Below are 18,823 nucleotides of genomic sequence, written 5' to 3'. Positions count from 1 at the left end.
CGCGGAGGTGCTGGCGGAGGCACGGTCTGGAGCTATGCCTCGGTGTGGGTTGGTTTTCGTATGCCCATAAGAGCCTCTAACAAAACCGGGTTTGGCGCGTTGGGTGGAGATGGCAAGACCGCTCCTTCCCGATGGCCTGTGGGCCGAGATCGCACCGCTGCTGCCGCCTGAACGCGCTAAGCCGAAGGGCGGTCGGCCTCGAACCTCCGACCGCGCGGCACTGACGGGGATCCTGTTCGTGCTGCGCTCGGGCACGCCATGGGAGTTGCTGCCCCGGGAGATGGGCTGCGGTTCGGGGATGACCTGCTGGCGGCGCTTGCGGGATTGGCAGAGGGCCGGAGTGTGGGACCGTCTGCAGCACGCGCTTCTCGACCGGCTCGGCCGCCAGAACAGCATCGACTTCAGTCGAGCTTCCTTCGACAGCGCCTCGATCGCCGCCAAAAGGGGGGCCCGTCGACGGGCCCGAACCCGACCGATCGGGGCAAGCCGGGTACGAAGCGCCACATCGTCACCGATGCGAAGGGCATCCCCCTCGCTCTGAAGCTGACGGGGGCGAACGTCCATGACAGCCGAATCCTGGAGGCGGTCGTGGATGCCGTCCCGCCGATCCGGTCATGCTGGGGACCGCCGCGCAAGCGGCCCTCGAAGCTGCACGCCGACAAGGCCTACGACCACCGCCGCTGTCGTCAGGCGCTGACCCGCCGCCGTATCCAGCCCCGCATCGCCCGGCGCGGGATCGAGAGCAGCCAGCGGCTGGGACGTCGCAGGTGGGTCGTCGAGCGCACCCTGGCTTGGTTCGCCCAGTTCCGTCGCCTCGCCATTCGCTACGAGCGACGAGCCGACATCCATCTCGCCTTCTCGACGCTGGCTGCCGCCCTCATCGTCTGGCGCTTCATCGAACGATGGTTTTGTTAGACGCTCTAAGTGCGCCTTTCTCAGACCGGCGCTCGCCGCTGCTATCGACCCAACTCGGCTGCGGCAGCTGGTTCCCCCACTGCCGGAAAGCGGACGTAAGCCCCCATCAAGGTCGGAAGCGTGTCAGCTTATAAGCTTGTCCAGCGTGATGGGCAGGTCGCGGACCCGGCGGCCGGTGGCGTGGAAGACGGCGTTTCCGATCGCGGCTGCGACACCGACGATGCCGAGCTCGCCGACCGCTTTCCCGCCGAGCGCCGTGGCTGCGAAGTCGGGCACGCCGACCGAGAGGGTCGTGATCTTGGGGACGTCGGCGTTCACCGCCACAAGGTAGTCGGCGAGGTTCGCGTTCATGACGCGACCGGTCCGGGGATCGACCTGGCCCTCCTCAAGCAGCGCTTGGCCTAGGCCCATGACCATCCCGCCCATCCACTGGCTGCGGGCGAGGCGGGGGTTGTAGACCCGGCCGCTGTCGAACGCCCCGACCATGCGCCGCACCCGGACCGTGCCGAAATCCTCGTCGACGCGAACCTCTACGAACTGCGCGCTCCAGGCATGTGCGGAGACGCCGCCGTCTGTCGGCGCGATCATGCGCTGGAAGGTCTGGTTGGTCATCCGCCGGTCGTCCTCGGTCGCTCCCGGCTTGAACGTGTCGGCGCGCGCGACCAGCGGACCTTCGCCGAGCGCCCTGACTAGGTCCCCGACGTGGATGCCCTTCGAGGCGTTTCTCGCGGGCCGCACGTGCCCCTCGGACAGCAACAGGTCGTTTGCACGGGCCCCCGAGAGCGGCGAGCGGGGATGGTTGGCGGCGAGGTCCAGCAGCCGCTCACGCGCGGCGCGCGCGGCCTTAACGACGGCGCCGACGAGGAGGTTCGCGAGCTGGGAACCGCCGGCGAGCGGGGCGAGCGGAAGGTCCGTGTCCCCGAGCAAAACCCCTATCCGGTCAACAGGTATCGTCAGGACCTCGGCCGCGGCCTGCGCCAGGATCGTGTAGGTGCCGGTGCCCATGTCGATGCCGGCGCTGCGCACCTCCACCGAGCCGTCGTCCTTCACGACGACCTCCGCGTCGCCGGCGCTCCGCCGGACCGGATAGGTCCCCGAGGCCATGCCCCATCCGATCAGCTCACGCCCCTCGCGCATGGAGCGGGGCTCGTGGGAGCGCTGCGACCACCCGAAGGCCTCCGCGCCGGCGGCGTAGGCTTCCCTCAGCCTGCGGGTCGTCCAGGGAAGCTTCGCCTGCTGGTCGAACTCGGCGTAGTTCCGGAGCCGGAGTTCGAGCGGGTCCATGCCAAGCGCATGGGCGAGCTCGTCCATCGCCGTCTCGATGGCGAACGCGCTCGGGTTCTCCCCGGGCGCCCTGAACCAGCCCGGGTTCACGGTGTTCACCGGCGCGAGGCTGTGCCGGGAGGCAAGGTTTGGCACGGCGTACATGATCGGCGTCACGGCGTTGCAGGGCTCCACGTGCACGTCGTCGATGGCCGTCTCGTTCCAGCCCTCATGAACGATGGAGACCAGCCGACCGTCACCGTCCGCCCCGAGCGAGAGGCGCTGGTGCGTGCGCGGGCGTCCGCCGTAGCCGGTGAAGGTCTGCGGCCGCGTCAGGGCGAGCTTGACCGGACGCCCGATCTCGCGGGCCGCGGCGCAGGCGAGCGCCACGTGCGGATGCGGCGAGACCTTGCAGCCGAAGGCGCCGCCGACGAAGGGTGAGACGACCCTGACCTTGTCGACGCCGATGCCCATCCAGTCGGCGATGATGCTGCGCGCGCCCGCCACCCACTGGCTCGGCTCCCAGACCGTCAGGCTGTCCCCTTCCCAGGCCGCGATGCAGGCGTGGGGCTCGATGGGCAGGTTGTACTCGCGAGGGGTGGTGTAGGCTCCCTCGACCCTGACGGGCGCGGCGTCGAGCGCGGCCTGCGCGTCGCCCCAGGCGACCGACAACTGGTCCAGGGGCGTCCGTCCGGCACCTGTCGCTTCCGGATCGATGACGGCCGGGCTCTCCTCGTACTCGATCCTGACGAGCGCGGCCGCCTCGGTCGCCTGCTCGAAGATCTCCGCGACCACGAGGGCGACATGCTGCCCGTTCCAGCGGACGCGGTCGTCCTGAAGGGGGAGGAAGTTCTCAGTCGCCGCGCCTCCCTTGGAGAAGACCTCGGCCGGCGCGATCCTGAGACCGCTGCCGTGGGCGTAGGCGGCGACCACGCCCGGCACGGCCCGTGCGGCCTCCAGGTCGACGGTCGCGATGCGCCCCGCCGGGACCGTGGACTGCGCGACGACTGCATGCACCAGCCCCTCGATCCGGTGTTCTACCGCGTAGGGGGCCCGACCCGAGACCTTCAGAGGGCCGTCCGCCCGCGGGAGCGACGCACCCAGCCCGGCCGCCGCGACCCGCGTCGGCTGGTCGGCCCCGCGGGCCGGAAGGACCGCAGCGACCGCGCCCGCAGCGATCGAGGCGAGGACCGCCCGCCGCTGCGGGCCGGCATCGGGGTGACGGATCATGGGCGGGCCTCCATGTCGAGCAGCGCGCGGGCAACGACCCGCGGCGCCAAGATGGTCTTGTGGGCGTTCTGGGCGAGCGGCCGAGCCCCGGCGACCGCGAGCGCCGACGCACGGCGGATCACCGCCTCGTCGAAGGGCTGTCCCCGAAGGGCGGCCTCGACCGCGCGAGCCCGCCAAGGCCGGGTCGCGACCCCGCCGAGCGCGACCCGGGCTTCCCAGATCGTCCCTCCGTCCGGCGAGAGCTCGACCCCCACGGCGGCGCTCGCCGCCGCGAACTCGTAGGATGCCCGGTCCCTGACCTTGAGGTAGCGCGAGCGGCGGAGCGGCACGGAGACCGGCACCTCGATGGCCGTGACCAACTCGCCCGGCACGAGGTCGTGCTCGATGTCGGGGCGGTCCCCGGGCATGCGTAGGAAGTCCTCGACGCGGACGGTCCTCGCCCGCGGCCCCTCGATGCGGACCGTGGCATCGAACGCGACCAGGGCGACCGCGAGGTCGCCGGGATAGGTCGCGATGCAGGCATCGCTCGTGCCGAGGATGGCGTGGTTGCGGTGGATGCCGTCGATGGCCGCGCATCCGGAACCGGGCAGGCGCTTGTTGCACCGGGCGTTGCCCGAGGCATCGCGAAAATAGGCGCAGCGCGTCCGCTGGAGGACGTTCCCGGCCACCGTTGCCATGTTGCGGACCTGCGGCGAGGCCGCTTGCGACAGGCTCTCGGCGAGCGCCGGTGCCGCCCGCCGAATGTCGGGGTGGTCGGCGACGCGGCTCATGCGGGCCAGCGCGCCGATCCGTACCGTGCCGGCGTCGACCTCGATGCCGTCGAGACCGTCGAGATGCCCGATGTCCACCATGCGGGCCGGACGCTCGACGCCGCACTTCATGAGATCCAGCATGGTGGTGCCGCCGGCCAGGAAACGGGTACCGGCCACGGAGCCATCCCGCGCGGCCGGGTCGGCCCCGTCGGCCCGCAGGTATGCGAACGCTCTCATCGCGCAGCCTCCCCGGAAAGGCGGCCGGCGGCATCCCGGACCGCGGCGACGATGTTGGGATAGGCGCCGCAGCGGCAGATGTTGCCGCTCATGTACTCGCGGATCTCGCCGTCCGTGGCGGCGTGGCCTTCCCGGATGCACGCCAGCGCCGAGAGGATCTGGCCCGGCGTGCAGTAGCCGCACTGGAAGGCGTCGTGCTCGACGAACGCGGCCTGGAGCGGGTGAAGTCCGCCGTCCTCGTCCCGCAGGCCCTCGATGGTCGTGACCCCGTGCCCCTCGGCTTGCATCGCCAGGGTCAGGCAGGCGAGAACGCGCCTGCCGTCGACGAGCACGGTGCAGGCCCCGCACTGCCCCTGGTCGCAGCCTTTCTTGGTGCCGGTCAGGCCGGCATGCTCGCGCAGGGCATCGAGCAGCGTGACCCTCGGATCGAGGGGGAAGGTCATCTCGCGACCGTTCACGGTCAGCGTCGTCGAGCGCGCGGGCATGCGGCACCTCCGGCGTTTCGGGATCGTGGGGCAGCGGGTACGTGGCCGGCTACTGGGCGGAGTAGCCGCCGTCGACCATCAGCATGTGGCCGACGACGAAGGAGGCGGCGTCCGAGCAGAGCCAGAGCACGGCCGCCGCGACCTCCTCGGCGCGACCCATCCGGCCGACCGGATGCGCGGCGCGGATCGGGTCCATCACCGATTCCGTGCCGGCGAGCTCGACGAAGCGGCGGATCATCGGGGTGTCGATGGTGCCCGGGCCGACCGCGTTGATGCGGATGCCCTGCCGGGCATAGTCGAGGGCCGCCCCGCGGGTCAGGCCCAGGATGGCGTGCTTGGAGCCGGTGTAGGTGGTCAGGCCGGCGATGCCGACGACGGACGACATCGAGCCCATGTTGACGATGGCGCCGCCGCCCTGGCGGAGCAGCTGCTCGATCTCCGCCCGCATGGACAGCCAGACGCCGCGCACGCTCACGTCGAAGACGCGGTCGTAGGTGTCGGACGGCTGCTCAGCGAGCGGCTGCGAGTTCTGGTTCAGGCCGGCGTTGTTGAAGGCGTAGTCGAGGCGTCCGTAAGCCCCGACGACGCGCGCGACCATGCCCACGACGTCCGCCTCCTTGCTCACGTCCGTCGGGACGAAGGTCGCCTCACCGCCGCGGTCCCGGACGAGCCGGACCGTCTCCTCGCCGGCCTCCGCGCCGATGTCGCCGACGACGACGCGGGCGCCCTGTTCGGCGAAGGCGAGCGCGGTCGCCCGGCCAATGCCCGATCCCGCCCCGGTGACCAGGGCGACCTTGTCCTTGAATTCGTCATAGCGCGGCATTGCTCGCTCCCGAGATGCTTGAGGTGTGGGAAAAGGGGTTCGCGTCGTCTCAGGCGGCCTTGGCGGCGGCCTCCGGACGGTACGGCGGGTAGTCGACGTAGCCCTTGGCGCCGCCGGTGTAGAAGGTCGCCCTGTCCGGTTTCGTCAGTGGCCAATCGTGGCGCAGCCGCGCCACGAGGTCCGGGTTGGCGATGAACGGCTGCCCGAACCCGGCGAGGTCGATCAGGCCGTCGGCGAGGAATTTGGTGGCGCGCGCCTTGGTCAGGCCGCCGTCGAGCATCAGCGCCACCCCCGGCGCGTCCCGCCGCCACCGTCTGAGCAACCCGTGGATCGCCTCGCTCGTGGGCTTCTGGCCCTCGGGCGTGTTGAAGAAGCCCGTCTGGTCCATGACGTGGATGTAGGCGATGCGCCGGCGACCGAGCTCGCGCCCGAGCTCGGCGAAGGTGTCCTCGGTCTCGACGAAGGGCGGGACCGAATTGATCGTGCCGTAGGGCGTGAGGCGGATGCCGACGCGGCCGGGCCCGACCGCGTCGGCCACCGCGTCGACGACCTCCAGCGTGAAACGCAGGCGCCCTTCGAGGGTCGCGGCCGAATACCGGTCGGTGCGGTCGTTGATGAGCGGGTTTAGGAACTGGTCGAACAGGTAGCCGTTCGCGGCGTGCAGCTCGACGCCGTCGAAGCCGGCCTCGACGGCGTTGTGCGCGGCCCGGGCGAAGTCGGCGACCACGCGTTCGACCTCCTCCGTCGCGAGCGCGCGTGGCTTCGAGGCCGGGACGAAATCCGGCTCGCCCCGCTCGTTGCGCCCGAAGGCCATCGAGCCCTTGGCGGCGCGGCCGGTGGCGCTGACGGGCGCGCGGCCGCCCTCTTGGATGGATGTGTGCGAGATCCGCCCGACGTGCCAGACCTGTAGGAAGATCCGGCCGCCCGCGGCGTGGACCGAGTCGGTGACGAGGCGCCAGCCTTCGACCTGGGCGCGGGTGAAGATGCCGGGGTTATGGAGGTAGCCCTGGCCCTCGTTCGAGATCGGGGAGCCCTCGGCGACGATGAGGCCGGCCGTGGCCCGCTGCGTATAATAGAGCGCCACCTGCTCGGTTGCGGCGTCCTCCGGCCCGCGCGAGCGGGTGAGCGGCGGCATGACGATGCGATTGGGGAGCCGGAGCCCCGCGAGGTCGAAGGGGGTGAATAGGTCGGTCATGGGTCCTGCCTCGATGACGGCGGACCCATTGACTAACCGCCTTTCCTTTCGCGATAAATATTCTGCAATTCGTATCAATGCGGAATGATTTTCGTCCATGACGGTTGCCGTCGAGAGCCTCAGCGCGATGCAGGCATTCGTGCACGCCGCGGAGAAGCGGAGCTTCAAGCTCGCCGGCCAGCAGGTCGGGCTGACGGCTTCGGCCGTGGGCAAGGCGATCCAACGGCTCGAAGAACAACTCGCGGTCCGGCTGTTCCACCGCTCGACCCGGTCGGTCACGCTGACCGATGAGGGGATGCTGTTCCTCGACCGATGCCGCCGCATCCTGGCCGAAGTCGAGGCGGCGCAGGCGGAACTGACCCATGCGGGTGCGACCCCGCGGGGCCGGCTCAAGGTGAGCCTGCCCCTGGCCTCCACGCTCCTGCTGCCGGTCATCGCGGACTTCGCCGAGGCGTACCCCGGGATCGAGCTCGACCTCGACATCGGGGACCGCTTCGTCGACGTGATCGAGGAAGGGTTCGACGTTGTCGTGCGCTCGGGCGAGCCGAAGGACAGCCGTTTGCTGCATCGCCGGCTCGGGAGCTTCGCTTGGCGGTTCGTGGCTTCGCCGGCCTACCTGGAAGCGAACGGCAGGCCTGCGACCTTGGCTGAGCTCGCCGGTCACCGCTGTCTGCGCCAACGCTACGCCGAGACGGGCAGGCTCGTCCCTTGGCCGACCGGGCCTGACACCGACGGCAGGAGGGCGCCGGCCGCGGTAGCGGCCAACGCGCTGGACCCCATCATACTCATGGCCGAGCGGGGCCATGGCATCGCCTTCCTGCCGGAGCCGGTGATCCGGCGGCAGCTGGGGGCGGGAGCGCTCGTGCACATCCTGCGCGACAGTTCGGATAACGGTACGGTCGGGCTGCTATGGCCGGCCAGCCGATATCCCTCGCCGAAGGTCCGCGCATTCGTCGACTTCCTCGCGGATCGACTGGCGCGGGTCTTTGCACATCCGATCTGAACTTGGGCCGGCAGGTTCGCGAGCCATCGGATCGTGCGCAAAACCAAAATGCGCCGCGGTGTCGTGTACATGTCCGGATTGTTGATTCCACATCCCAAAACCGGAACGGCGGGAAACCACCCATCTGAGACGCTCACCCGGATCCGGCGCGGCAGCCGAAGCTGGCCGAAAGCGGCTAGTCTGCTTCGGAGCCGATCCAACGCAAAAGCGGACAGTCCTGAACCAGCCCGACCTAGCTGCTTTGACCGCCATCGCCGTTTTTCCAAAGCAGCCGTTCGTCAGCCCCCCCCCGGTTTAATTTGGCTCGGGGTGATCATCGGAAGTTATCTTAACGTCTGAGAGCAGACCTGCAAGCATGCGCCAAACGCTACAGGACTACCGCCATCCAGAGGGAGCAGCTCGCCGAGGATAGTTCATTAAAACCTTGTCGCTACAACCCTAGCGCGCATCGACTTGGGTGGTCTTCGCCCCCAAACCGATAGATGGGTGAGTAGATGGTTGCGATTGCATCCAACGAAACGGACCGGCTGGCCGCCCTGGACGATCTCGCGATCATGGACACGCCGAATGAGGCGCACTTCGACGCCGTCTGCCGTTTGGCGCGCGACCTGTTCGCGGTCCCGATCGCCCTCGTTTCGCTGGTCGACGAGGACCGGCAGTGGTTCAAGGCCAAGTGCGGCACCGACCTCGACGGTACGGAGCGAAGCATCGCCTTCTGCAACTACACCATCGTCTCCGATGACGTGCTCGTCGTCGAGGATGCGACGCGCGACGCGCGCTTCGCCGCGAACCCATTGGTGCATGGTGAGCAAGCCATACGGTTCTACGCCGGGGCGCCGTTGATACTCCGTTCGGGCATCCGTGTCGGAGCGCTCTGTATCAAAGACACGGTAGCGCGCGCGCTCTCGCCCGAGCAGGTCTGTCAGCTTCGCGATCTGGCCCAGATTGTCGTCGCACACCTGCGCTTGCGTGAGGCACAACGCGGTCACGAGGCGGAGATTGCCGAGCGCTTGCGCGTCGAGCGGCGGCTGCGGGGGGCGGCTGAGTTCCAGGCTATCGCCGAGGAAACGGCTCGCCTCGGCCATTGGCGCATCGACGTGGCCGGGCGGACGATCGCCTGGTCTGCGGGCATCGCGAGCGTTTTCGGTCGCAATGCGGTGCTCGACGTACTCGCTCTCGAAGAGCATCTCGGCTTCTACCATCCCGACGATCGTGCTGCGGTGCGCACGCGCATTGATGCGGCGATGGCCGAGCGCAGCATTCTGCCGCGCGGTGGCTACGAACACCGCTCGCGGGTGTTAAGGCCAGATGGCGAGGTACGGCATGTATCCGTGCACGGCGTGGCCGAGCGAGACGAGGCGGGTCGAGTCGTTTCGCTGCATGGCGTGTGCCTCGACGTGACCGATCTGACCCGCTCGGAACGAGAGCTTCGCGACACGGGGGCGTTGTTGCGTGCGACCCTGGAGGCGATGGACCAGGGTCTTCTCATGACCGACGCCGACGATCGCGTCCGCGTCCATAATGACCGCGTCGCCGCGATGATGGGCGTTCCTGAGAACCTGCTCTATGACGGCGCACCCTTCGAGGACGTGCGGCGGCATCAGATCGAGCACGGCGAATTCGCTCATCTGCCGGATCGCCTCAGGCGGTGGCTGGAGTTCGGCGAGGCGGAGATGCGCATTCACAACTACGAGCGCCAGCGTCCGGACGGCACCGTGCTCGAGGTGCGCACGCTGCCGGTGGCGACGGGTGGCTTTGTACGCACCTTCACCGACGTGACGACGCGGCGCAGCGCAGAGAGGGCGCTGCGCGAGAGCGAGGTGCAGTACCGCACTCTGGCTGACGCCCTGCCGCAACTCGTCTGGGTCGTTCAAGGCGACACGGGCGAGGCGAGCTACGTCAACCGCCGCTTCACGGAGTACTACGGGCAGATCGGCACCTCGCGCGCTGCTCGGCTCGCCCGGAACCACCCCGACGATGCTGGACGGATGGAGACGGCGTGGGCAACGGCGCGCTTCCGGCGCGAGAGCTACGAGGTCGAGGGCCGCCTCCGTCGTCATGACGGTATCTACCGCTGGCATAAGCTGGTGATGAAGCCGGTACGGTCCAACGGCGCCGTCATACAGTGGCTCGGCACCGCTCTCGACATCGACGATCAGGTCGAGGCCAGACACAGGCTGGAAGAGACCACCGATCTGCTGCAACTCGCCCAGGACGCGGCAGGGGCTGGCTTATGGGAATGGGACATCGGTGGTTCGGTTCGGCTCTCGTCCGCCAGCGCTCGCCTCCTCGGTTGCGGTGAAACGGACGGTCCCGTCGAGATGTCGCTCGACGCCTGGAAGGCGCACGTGTGGTCGGAGGATCGGCCCGGTCTGTGGGCTGACGTCAAGCGCGCGATCACGGCACGCGAGCCCTATACCTCCGAGTTCCGCGTCGGCGACCTGGACGGGCCTCGTTCACCGCGCTGGCTGCAATCGTTCGGCCGGGTGGTCTACGATGAGCGTAGCGGCGATCCAGTGCGCTTCGTCGGCCTGTACCTTGACGTAACCACCCGGCGCGAGGCCGAGGAGGCGCTGCGTGCGAGCGAAGCTGACCTACGTGTCAGCGAGGAACGTCTCGCGCTGGCCCTCGACAGCGGTGAGGATTGCCTGTTCGACTGGGATTTCGCCAACGGCAGGCTGTGGGTGACCGAGCGCTGGCGAGACAAGCTCGGCCTCACCGGCGATATGGCTCAGCCCACCATGTCGATCTGGATCGCAGCGATCCACCCTGAGGATCGCAAGCGCGTCGCTGCCGACACGCGTGCGCACCTCAAGGGTCGGACCCCGTCGCTCGAATGCGAGTACCGCGTGCGCCGCGCGGACGGGTTCATCTTCTGGGTGCTGGCCCGCGCCCGCGTGGCCAGTCGCACGCCGGACGGGCAAGCCACGCGACTGGTCGGCACGCTGATCGACATTTCACAGCGCAAGGAGGCCGAGGCACGCATTGCGCATATGGCGCTACACGACGCGCTGACCGGCCTGCCCAACCGTAACCTGTTTCAGAAGCGCCTCGATCACGCTTTGCACCGAGCCGCCCACGGGCCTGATCGCCACACCGTAATCGCGCTCGACCTGGACCGGTTTAAGGCGGTCAACGACACCTACGGTCACATAGCTGGGGACCGCATCCTGTGCCTCGTAGCCGAGCGCCTCCGCTCGATCGTGCGCGAGCCGGACACCGTGGCGCGGTTCGGTGGCGATGAGTTCGCGGTGATCCTGTCCGACATCGACGGCGGCGAGGCAGCACAGATCTGCGAGCGCATTATAGCCGCCGTGGGTGAGCCGCTCCTGCTCGACGGCAGAGTGATCGACATCGGTATCAGCATCGGCTTCGCCCTCATCTCAGATGACCGCGCGACTGCCGAGGAGGTGTTCAAGCGCGCAGACATGGCGCTATTCGAGGCCAAAGCCGCAGGCCGCAACACCTATCGGATGTTCGAGGCTGAGGCGCAGGCGCGAACCACCGCGCGTAGCTCGCTCGCCCTCGATATGAAGGAGGCGATCCGGCGCGGTGACTTCTTCCTCGTCTACCAGCCGATCATAGACGTGACGACCGGCGCGGTGGCGAGTTTCGAGGCACTCATGCGCTGGCAGCATCCCGAGCGCGGCTTGATCTCGCCCGCTGAGTTCATCCCGGTGGCGGAGGAGACTGGCTTGATCGTGCCGCTCGGCACTTGGGCGCTCAAGGAAGGCTGCCGAGAGGTTCTGAACTGGCCCACATCCGTACGCGTGAGCATCAACGTCTCGGCTATACAATTCCGCAGCGGTTTGGAGGAGGCCGTCGTCGCGGCGTTGGCTAGCAGCGGACTGCCCGCGGGGCGGCTGAAGCTCGAGGTGACCGAGAGCCTTCTGTTACAGCACGCCGAGCAGGCCATCACCGTGCTCCAGCGCCTGCGCGGCCTCGGCGTGCGCATCGCGCTCGACGATTTTGGTACGGGTTACTCATCGTTGAGCTACCTGCGCAGCTTCCCCTTCGACAAGATCAAGATCGACCGGGCGTTCATCCGCGACATCGCCGACCCGGACGCGGCTGCGATCATTCGGGCGGTGGTGAGTATTGGAGAGCGGCTGGGCATGGGCATCGTCGCCGAGGGCGTGGAGACCGCCGAGCAGCTTGAGCTTGTACGTCGGGAGGGTTGCATGCAGGTGCAGGGTTACCTGTTCAGCAAGCCGCTGCCCGCCGTCGAGGCACGCGCGTTCGCCGGGGCTCGCTGTGAGCAAGTGGCAGCCTGACAGAAGACTGCCGCACCATTTGCCTGTTCAGGGGAGTGGCGATCCGGCGCAACCTGCAGTCGGACAAATCCATCACTCTTCTCTGACATGTCCAAGCTCAACAACGCAGTCTCATCGTGGTGATGGTCGAGCACCTGAAAAGGCAACGGCATCCAGTTCGTGTTGATCGCCGACTACATTCGGGAGTGATTCCTGTGGAATTCAACGGCGTTGAATGTCTTGAGAAACGGTCTGGGTCCGACAAATTGTCGCCGCTGTTTAACGACTGCTTCTACCGATCGCATAGACAGAGCGCGAACATTCCAAGGTCCGGATGGCATTGAAGCAGGCAGGGCAACAACGTCCGCTTCGATGCTTCTCCGCTCAAAAGCAGCCCGTTGGATATCCACCCATCGGAGGCTTTCGGGCGGGTGATGTGCTGCGGCAGATGCTGGCCGAAAGCCGCTGGACTGCTTCCGGCTGCGCGATGCAGGAAACCGGACATCACAGCATACTCGCCGCTAGCGTCAGTAAGCCACGTTTTGCCGACGTTTGAATAGCCGACGCGATTTTCCGACGGGCTTGCAGCCATTTTGGCGGCCTAACATGCGTGCTCAGCGATCGTCGGAAAAACGATCCTTTTTCGTACATAGCTGATCGCACTACCTACCGTTGCGTTCCAATAGGGCAAGCTTCACTGAAACTGTGCTGTTGGAACGTGGCTTTGCGGTTTGAACGGAAGGGCCGCGAAGCCTCGGTTCAGACCGCTGTCATCACCGATCCGCCATCGACCCGTACATAGGCACCGGTGACGAAGCTGGCCTGCTTGGAGCAGAGAAACGCCACCATTGCCGCCACCTCTTCTGCCTTGCCGCGGCGCTTGGCCACGATGCCGGGCCGCTCCTCGTCGAGGGTCTGTTGGACCGCCTCGTCGAACGAGATGCCCTTCTCCGTCGACTTCTTCTGCATCTGCGCGTCGGTCATCGGCGTCGCGATAAAGGCGGGCGCGACAGTGTTCACGAGTACGCCGTCCGGCCCGTAGGCCTTCGACAGACCCTTGGCGAGGTTCATGATCCCGGCCTTAGCCGCCGCGTAGGGCAACTCCTCGACGTAGGGCTGAACTGCGTCCTCCGACGAGAACAGGATCACCCGTCCCCAGCCAGCCTTGCGCATGTGCGGGATGAAGGCCCGGGCGGCGCGCACGGCGGCCATCAGGTCGACCTGGATAGCTTCCAGCCAGCCATCGTCGTCGATGTCCAGGAAGTCACCCGAGGCCCCGGTGATGCCAGCAGCCGTCACCAGGATCGTCGGCTTTTCGTCGAAGGCCATGTCGGCGAACGCCTTCAAGACCTCAGCGCCCTTCATCCCGCTCAGGTCGGCCGCCACCGCCCGGACCTCGCCTAAAGCGGCCAGCTTCTCCACTGCCCGCTGGAGCTTCCCGTCGTCGATATCGGTGAGGACGACTTTCACGCCCTCCCGCAGGAGGTACTCGGCTGTCTTGAAACCCATGCCGGAGTCGCCGCCCGTGACGACCGCGATGCGGCCCGCGATGCCCAAGTCCATATCGGCGCTCCCAGTGACGAAGGAGGACCCGCATCAGACGCGGGTCCGGTTGGACGACTTTCACACGGCCTTGCTGAGAGGCCGCTCTCGCTGGTCTCAGCGCCCGGCGTTGCCGTCGCGCATCTCGCCGGTCGGTTCCTGGACATGAGCCTCCAGGAACCAGAGCTGCTTGTCGACCGCGCGGGAAACCTCTGTGAACAGGTCGGCCGTGTCGGGATCGCCCGCCTCGTCGGTCTCGTCGATGTTCTCGCGCACCGCGTTGGCGTAGGCAGCGTAGCTGTCGATCAGCGCGGCGATGTGGTCGGCGATGGCGTAGATGCCGGTCGGGTAGGCCGGCAGCTTCGTGCGCTCGACGACCACCTGGGTCGAGCCGAGTGCCGTCGCGCCGAGCTGCACGGCGCGCTCGGCGACCTTGTCGTTGAGGCCGTCCAACTCGGTGCGGAAACCGTCGAGCATCAGATGCACGGCGATGAATTGCGGGCCCTTGAGGTTCCAGTGCGCCTGCTTGATCGCCAGCGCCAGATCGATGCCATCGGCGAGCCTCGCGTTCAGGGCCTCGATCGACACGCGCTTGGCGTTCGAGTCGGTGTCGTTGCGGGTTTGGTGGGTGCGGGGCGTGGTGCCGGTCTCACCGGTAGTCATGTTCGATCTCCTCGGTCTCGCAAGGCGAAACCGAAGCTGCCGTGGCCGGTTCCAGCTGGCCTACGACCTGATCGCCGCATCCCAGAACCGCGCGACGGAACGACTGTTGTCGAAGCGCCGCCGACGCCGCGCAGCCCGCGCTGGCACGGCGCTGGAGGGAGATCCGTATGGCTGAGGACGTCAAGTCGATCTACGCGACGGCGCTGCGCAATACGCGCGCGTTGGAGAAGCAAGGGCTGGAGCAGATGGAGCGCCAGCTCTCTGGTTTGGAAAGCTACCCCGACTATGCGGCTGCGCTGCGCGATCACGTGCAGACGACCAAGACGCAGCTGTCTCGCCTCGACACCGCCCTTGAGGCGATCGGTGAGAGGCCCTCCGCGCTGAAGGAGGCGGTGACCAGTGTGGCGGGGACGGTCGGCGCGCTCGGTCATGCGATGGCGAGCGACGAGACGCTGAAGAACCTGTTTGCCGGTTATGCCTACCAGCACGATCAGATCGCCGCCTATCGCTCGCTGATCGTCATCGCCGAGGCGGCGGGTCAGTCGGCACAGGTGCCGCAGTTCAAATCGGCGATCGAGGAAGAGACGAAGGCAGCCGAGCGCATCGCTGCGTTGATCGAGCCGGTCACCGAGACCTATCTCACGCGCGCCACGGCTGGGGCCAAGGCCGACAGCTGATCGTCGACCTAGCGGCACCGCACCGTGGGTGGGTGGTGCCGTCCCTTGAATGGAAGGAGGGAAGCATGGCGAACAAGGACGATCACGACGAAACGTATAAAGAGTTCAAGTCCGTTGTGAATATGACGGCGTCAGCGCTGGAGAAGTTTCTAGCAAGCGACGAGAGCCAGTCCGTCGGCCAGAAGAAGGGCGATAGTGAGGCTACCGGCCACCAGGAGGGACGCCGCATCGTCGAGATACTGCATAAGAAGAAGGGCGATCTGACCGACGATGACTATTCGCACATGCGCAAGGTGGTGGGTTATGTCCATCGACATCTGAAGCAAGGCGGTCCGAAGGACAAGGATGCTGTCGAGGCCTCGCCGTGGCGTCTGTCGCTAATGAATTGGGGTCACGACCCGATGAAGGGCTAGCCCGACCCGTGCGACGAATGAAAGTTCCTGATCCAATTTAGTTTATCGCCCAAACAAAAATGAGGGGTCGGATCGATCACCGACAGGAGGCTGAACGCTAGTTCGAGGGAGTGGGCTACATCAAATGCTCTTCGCAGCCTACTTCACGAAACTGTGGGGAAATCGGGATCAGGCGGCCATTCTTCGACAAGCCGCTCCAGCCTATCACGCCTTGCGTGAACGGGCGATGATCTCTCTGGAATGCTGCGCAATCTCACGGGCCACGATCGCATCGTGGATCTCCCGCAGACGCTTCGTGCTATTGAGTTTGCAGCGATGAGAGGACTGTCGCGGGTCGTACAGCCGCTCGGCGAACGGGATCTCCAGCAGTGTCTGGCCGGCGGCATCAGTGATGACGAAGCCGTAAGGCATCGGACTCAGGCCCTTGCCGGCGAGTTCGGCGGCCATGTCGGGGATCGAGGCGTACGCCTCCAGGTAGGCGGTGTCCAAGTCGGCGAAGGTTAGGCCGTCCTCGTCGGGATCCAGACCGTCAGGGGTGCGCAGGTGGAAGAAGAACTGGGGCAAGGATGGCTCCCGATGACGGCATACGAGCCGGTTGCAAAGCAACCATCTTTACTCCAATCCCGATGATGTTCGCTCACCTGAGTTAGTCAGGCATCGTCTCTGGGTCTGACTGGTTTGAAGCCGGGAGCCGCCTCGATGGCAGAAGCTTTGATCGCCAAGCTTCGACAGTTCACCCCGATCTCGGCCCGGGACGAGCGGGCGTTGCGCGAATTGTCCAGTGGGCACGCCCGTCTCTACGAGGCGGGTGCGGAGATCGTGCGCGAGGGCGATGCTCTGGAGGCGGTCCGTATCGTCCTGTCAGGCTGGGCGTGCCGGTACAAGCGCCTGCCGGACGGGCGCTACCAAGCTATCGGACTGCTGCTACCGGGCGACGTGTGCACGCACGGTGTCGGGGTGGTCGCGACGATGGATTACGCGATCGAGGCGCTCGGCGCTGTGACCGTGATCGAGATCGCCCCGGCCGCGTTCGCCGCGCTGTTGGACGGCTCGCCCACCCTCGCCCGGGCCTTCGCCTGCGAGGAGCAGCAGTGCGCGGCGCTGCAGCGTGAGTGGGCGCTCAACCTCGGTCGTCGCGACGCACGAGAGCGGCTGCTGCACCTGTTCAGCGAGCTGTTCCACCGCCTACACGACATCGGGCTGACCCAGGACAACAGCTACGATTGCCCACTGAAGCAAGAGATGCTCGCCGACGTGATCGGTATGACCTCGGTACACGTCAACCGCGTGCTGCAAGCCCTACGCCGGGAGAAGCTGATCGAGCTGCGGGGGCGCCAGCTGACGATCCTAGACCGGCTCGCACTGGAGCGGATGGCGCAGTTCAACCCGAGCTACCTGCGGCTCGGATCCGTCGATGCAGGATCGGGTATCGACTAGCTGACGATCGAGGTCTCTCGCTTAGGTCTCCACTCGCGGGTTCCAAGCGGTATTAGAAGCAGCTCTTCACTCGATCTCCGCCAGCGGAGCGACCAGGGCGCAGACAACGCCGCTTGGCCGGTAGCTCAGTTCAACGCGGCCACCACTGCCCCCCGACAGTCCGCGCTGGATCAGCCGCGACCCGAACCCTTTGCGGCTCGGCGGCGCGACTAGCGGGCCGCCCCGCTCTTCCCAGCGAAGATGAAAGGTCGGCGGCCCATCCTCGTGTGCGACCCGCCAGGCCAAGTGCACGGACCCCGCCGGATCCGACAGCGCCCCGTACTTGGCCGCGTTGGTGGCCAGCTCGTGCAGCATCAGCGTGAGCGACACCATGGCCGCCTCGCCGACCGCGACTGCTGGGCCTTCGAGGCAGAACCGCCCCGGCTGTCGGTCGTCGTGCAGACCGAGCGCGGCGGTCGCCAACGCGTGCATCTCGGCGCCCCCGGTCTCGGTGTCGAGCAGGATGTCGTGCGCCCTGCCCAACGCGATCAACCGCGCCCCAAGGGTCTCGTTCGCCGTGATCAGATCAGGGGCCGTGCGCATCGTCTGCGTGGCGATAGCCTGCACGATCGCCAACACGTTTTTCATGCGGTGGCTCAGCTCGCGGTTGACGGTCTGCTGCTGCTCCTGCGCCCGCCTGCGCTCGGTCACGTCGGTGACGGTGATCACCGCACCGGACACCTCACCACCGATGCCGAAGGGCACGTTGGTGCATTCCACCGGGACTGGCAGTCCGTCCTTGCGGAAAAACACCGCCGCTTCAGCCATCAGCGGCGTGCCCTCGCGTAGGGCGTGGACGAACGCGCACGCCTCCGCCGGGAAGGGGCTGCCATCCTCGCGGTGGTGATGCAGCGTGTCGTGGAAGTTCCGACCCCGCAGTTCGTCGGCCTCCCAACCGAACAACCGCTCGGCCGCCGGGTTGGCGAGCAGGATCGTGCCATCCGGGTCGAGCCGGAACACCGCCTCGCTCACAAAGTCCGTGACGGTCCGCAGGAGGGCGCTTTGTCGCTCCAATGCCAGTTCGGTCTCCCGCTGTGAGGTGCGGTCGCGCAGGATCTTCAGGAACCCGATCACGAGGCCGGCTTCGTCCTTTAGCGGCATCATCTCGCCGCTCGCCCAGAACCGGGTGCCATCTTTTTTGAGATGCCAGCGCTCGTCCGTGCCCCGCCCCTCGGTCAGCGCGCTGTGCATCTCCAGCGCCGCGACGCCGCCCTCACGGTCTTCCGGGGTGAAGAACCGGTCGACGGTGTGGCCGATCATCTCCTCGGTCGACCAGCCGAGGATGTGTTCCGCCCCCGTGTTCCAGGTCGTGACGAGGCCCGCGAGGTCCGTAGCGATCATCGCGTAGTCGATCGAGCTTTCGACGATCGCCCGGTAGCGGGCCTCGCTGGCGGTGAGCGCCGTCTGTGCGGTCCGGGCGTCGAGGACGCTCTGGGTTACATCCTCAGCGTAGTGGATCAGGCCGACGACCTCGCCGCCTGGACCGAGCACCGGCACTTGGAGGGGGCGCCAGTGCCGCTCCTCGAACACGCCGTCCGGGCGGCGAATGTTGTAGTGCAGCACCGGCATGCGGTCGGGCTGCCTGGTCTGTACCGCCCGATCAAAGGACGCCCTCAGCTCCCGGGTGCTGTAGGCCTCGGGTGCGGCAGGATCGTCGGGGAAAACCGCAAAGATCGAGCGTCCCACGATCGCGCCACGCTCGGTCATGGTGGCGTGCAGGTAGGCGTCATTGACCCCGACGATCGTATAGATCGGGCCGTCCGGCGCAAGCAGCAGATAGGGGTTGGGCGTCGCCTCGAAGAATTCGAGCGCTGGGACGTCGGGCAGGTTCTGGCCGGTCACGGTCGGCGGGGCTCGGTTCGTCCGATCCATCGGTCTGCTGGTACACCGCGTGGT

General features: G+C 67.1%; 15 protein-coding genes. 6 read left to right on the top strand and 9 right to left on the bottom strand.

Features of this window, described 5'->3' with window-relative positions; genetic code table 11:
* Window positions 1-109: 109 nt before the first annotated feature.
* Window positions 110-915 (top strand): IS5 family transposase gene (locus tag AAHG09_RS06680; RefSeq protein WP_342106138.1). Its coding sequence is split into 2 segments (ribosomal slippage): window positions 110-440 and window positions 440-915, totalling 807 coding nucleotides; the frame shifts between segments, so codons are not numbered across the junction.
* 123 nt (window positions 916-1,038) lie between these two features.
* Here AAHG09_RS06680 and AAHG09_RS06675 read toward each other — a convergent pair.
* The 5 genes from AAHG09_RS06675 to AAHG09_RS06655 are packed head-to-tail and all read right to left on the bottom strand — an operon-like array spanning window position 1,039 to window position 6,900.
* A complete protein-coding gene (locus AAHG09_RS06675) occupies window positions 1,039-3,408 on the bottom strand; it encodes a xanthine dehydrogenase family protein molybdopterin-binding subunit (RefSeq protein WP_342106137.1) in 2,370 nt (789 codons plus the stop codon).
* Window positions 3,405-4,397 (bottom strand): FAD binding domain-containing protein, encoded by a 993-nt coding sequence (locus tag AAHG09_RS06670; protein ID WP_342106136.1) that lies wholly within the window; start codon window positions 4,395-4,397, stop codon window positions 3,405-3,407. Before AAHG09_RS06670 ends, AAHG09_RS06675 begins: the two co-directional genes overlap by 4 nt.
* Window positions 4,394-4,882, bottom strand: coding sequence for a (2Fe-2S)-binding protein (locus AAHG09_RS06665; RefSeq protein WP_342106135.1), 489 nt, complete (start codon window positions 4,880-4,882; stop codon window positions 4,394-4,396). Before AAHG09_RS06665 ends, AAHG09_RS06670 begins: the two co-directional genes overlap by 4 nt.
* Before the next feature lie 49 nt (window positions 4,883-4,931).
* On the bottom strand, window positions 4,932-5,705 hold the full coding sequence (locus tag AAHG09_RS06660) for an SDR family oxidoreductase (RefSeq protein WP_342106134.1): 774 nt from the start codon (window positions 5,703-5,705) through the stop codon (window positions 4,932-4,934).
* A 49-nt stretch (window positions 5,706-5,754) separates the two neighbouring features.
* Window positions 5,755-6,900 (bottom strand): alkene reductase, encoded by a 1,146-nt coding sequence (locus AAHG09_RS06655; RefSeq protein WP_342106133.1) that lies wholly within the window; start codon window positions 6,898-6,900, stop codon window positions 5,755-5,757.
* Between the two features lie 97 nt (window positions 6,901-6,997).
* Between AAHG09_RS06655 and AAHG09_RS06650 the strand changes: the two genes are divergently transcribed.
* Both AAHG09_RS06650 and AAHG09_RS06645 read left to right on the top strand, forming a co-directional pair.
* On the top strand, window positions 6,998-7,903 hold the full coding sequence (locus AAHG09_RS06650) for a LysR family transcriptional regulator (protein ID WP_342106132.1): 906 nt from the start codon (window positions 6,998-7,000) through the stop codon (window positions 7,901-7,903).
* Window positions 7,904-8,397: 494 nt separating this feature from the next.
* Window positions 8,398-12,177, top strand: a complete 3,780-nt coding sequence (locus AAHG09_RS06645; protein ID WP_342106131.1) for an EAL domain-containing protein — start codon at window positions 8,398-8,400, stop codon at window positions 12,175-12,177.
* Window positions 12,178-12,915: 738 nt separating this feature from the next.
* On the opposite strand, the gene AAHG09_RS06640 is transcribed toward AAHG09_RS06645, so the two are convergent.
* Window positions 12,916-13,719: an SDR family NAD(P)-dependent oxidoreductase gene (locus tag AAHG09_RS06640; protein ID WP_342106130.1), complete on the bottom strand. Its 804-nt coding sequence runs from the start codon at window positions 13,717-13,719 to the stop codon at window positions 12,916-12,918.
* A 96-nt stretch (window positions 13,720-13,815) separates the two neighbouring features.
* Window positions 13,816-14,361 (bottom strand): DNA starvation/stationary phase protection protein Dps, encoded by a 546-nt coding sequence (gene dps, locus AAHG09_RS06635; protein ID WP_342106129.1) that lies wholly within the window; start codon window positions 14,359-14,361, stop codon window positions 13,816-13,818.
* 167 nt (window positions 14,362-14,528) lie between these two features.
* On the opposite strand from dps, the gene AAHG09_RS06630 reads away from it, so the two are divergent.
* On the top strand, window positions 14,529-15,038 hold the full coding sequence (locus AAHG09_RS06630; RefSeq protein ID WP_342106128.1) for a DUF892 family protein: 510 nt from the start codon (window positions 14,529-14,531) through the stop codon (window positions 15,036-15,038).
* A 65-nt stretch (window positions 15,039-15,103) separates the two neighbouring features.
* Complete coding sequence (locus tag AAHG09_RS06625) at window positions 15,104-15,451, top strand: DUF3140 domain-containing protein (protein ID WP_342106127.1); 348 nt, start codon at window positions 15,104-15,106, stop codon at window positions 15,449-15,451.
* A gap of 204 nt (window positions 15,452-15,655) precedes the next feature.
* Here AAHG09_RS06625 and AAHG09_RS06620 read toward each other — a convergent pair whose 3' ends face one another.
* Window positions 15,656-16,015: a DUF6894 family protein gene (locus tag AAHG09_RS06620; protein WP_342106126.1), complete on the bottom strand. Its 360-nt coding sequence runs from the start codon at window positions 16,013-16,015 to the stop codon at window positions 15,656-15,658.
* A 135-nt stretch (window positions 16,016-16,150) separates the two neighbouring features.
* Between AAHG09_RS06620 and AAHG09_RS06615 the strand changes: the two genes are divergently transcribed.
* On the top strand, window positions 16,151-16,888 hold the full coding sequence (locus AAHG09_RS06615; RefSeq protein ID WP_342106125.1) for a Crp/Fnr family transcriptional regulator: 738 nt from the start codon (window positions 16,151-16,153) through the stop codon (window positions 16,886-16,888).
* 66 nt (window positions 16,889-16,954) lie between these two features.
* Here the strand turns inward: AAHG09_RS06615 and AAHG09_RS06610 are convergent, their stop codons facing one another.
* Window positions 16,955-18,769: a PAS domain S-box protein gene (locus AAHG09_RS06610; protein WP_342106124.1), complete on the bottom strand. Its 1,815-nt coding sequence runs from the start codon at window positions 18,767-18,769 to the stop codon at window positions 16,955-16,957.
* Window positions 18,770-18,823 lie beyond the last annotated feature (54 nt).

Origin of the sequence: Methylobacterium guangdongense (assembly GCF_038442355.1) — a bacterium.
Taxonomy (GTDB): Bacteria; Pseudomonadota; Alphaproteobacteria; order Rhizobiales; family Beijerinckiaceae; genus Methylobacterium; species Methylobacterium guangdongense.
The sequence above is the reverse complement of the archived record's forward strand: the minus strand, read 5'-3'. Positions and strand labels throughout refer to the sequence as shown.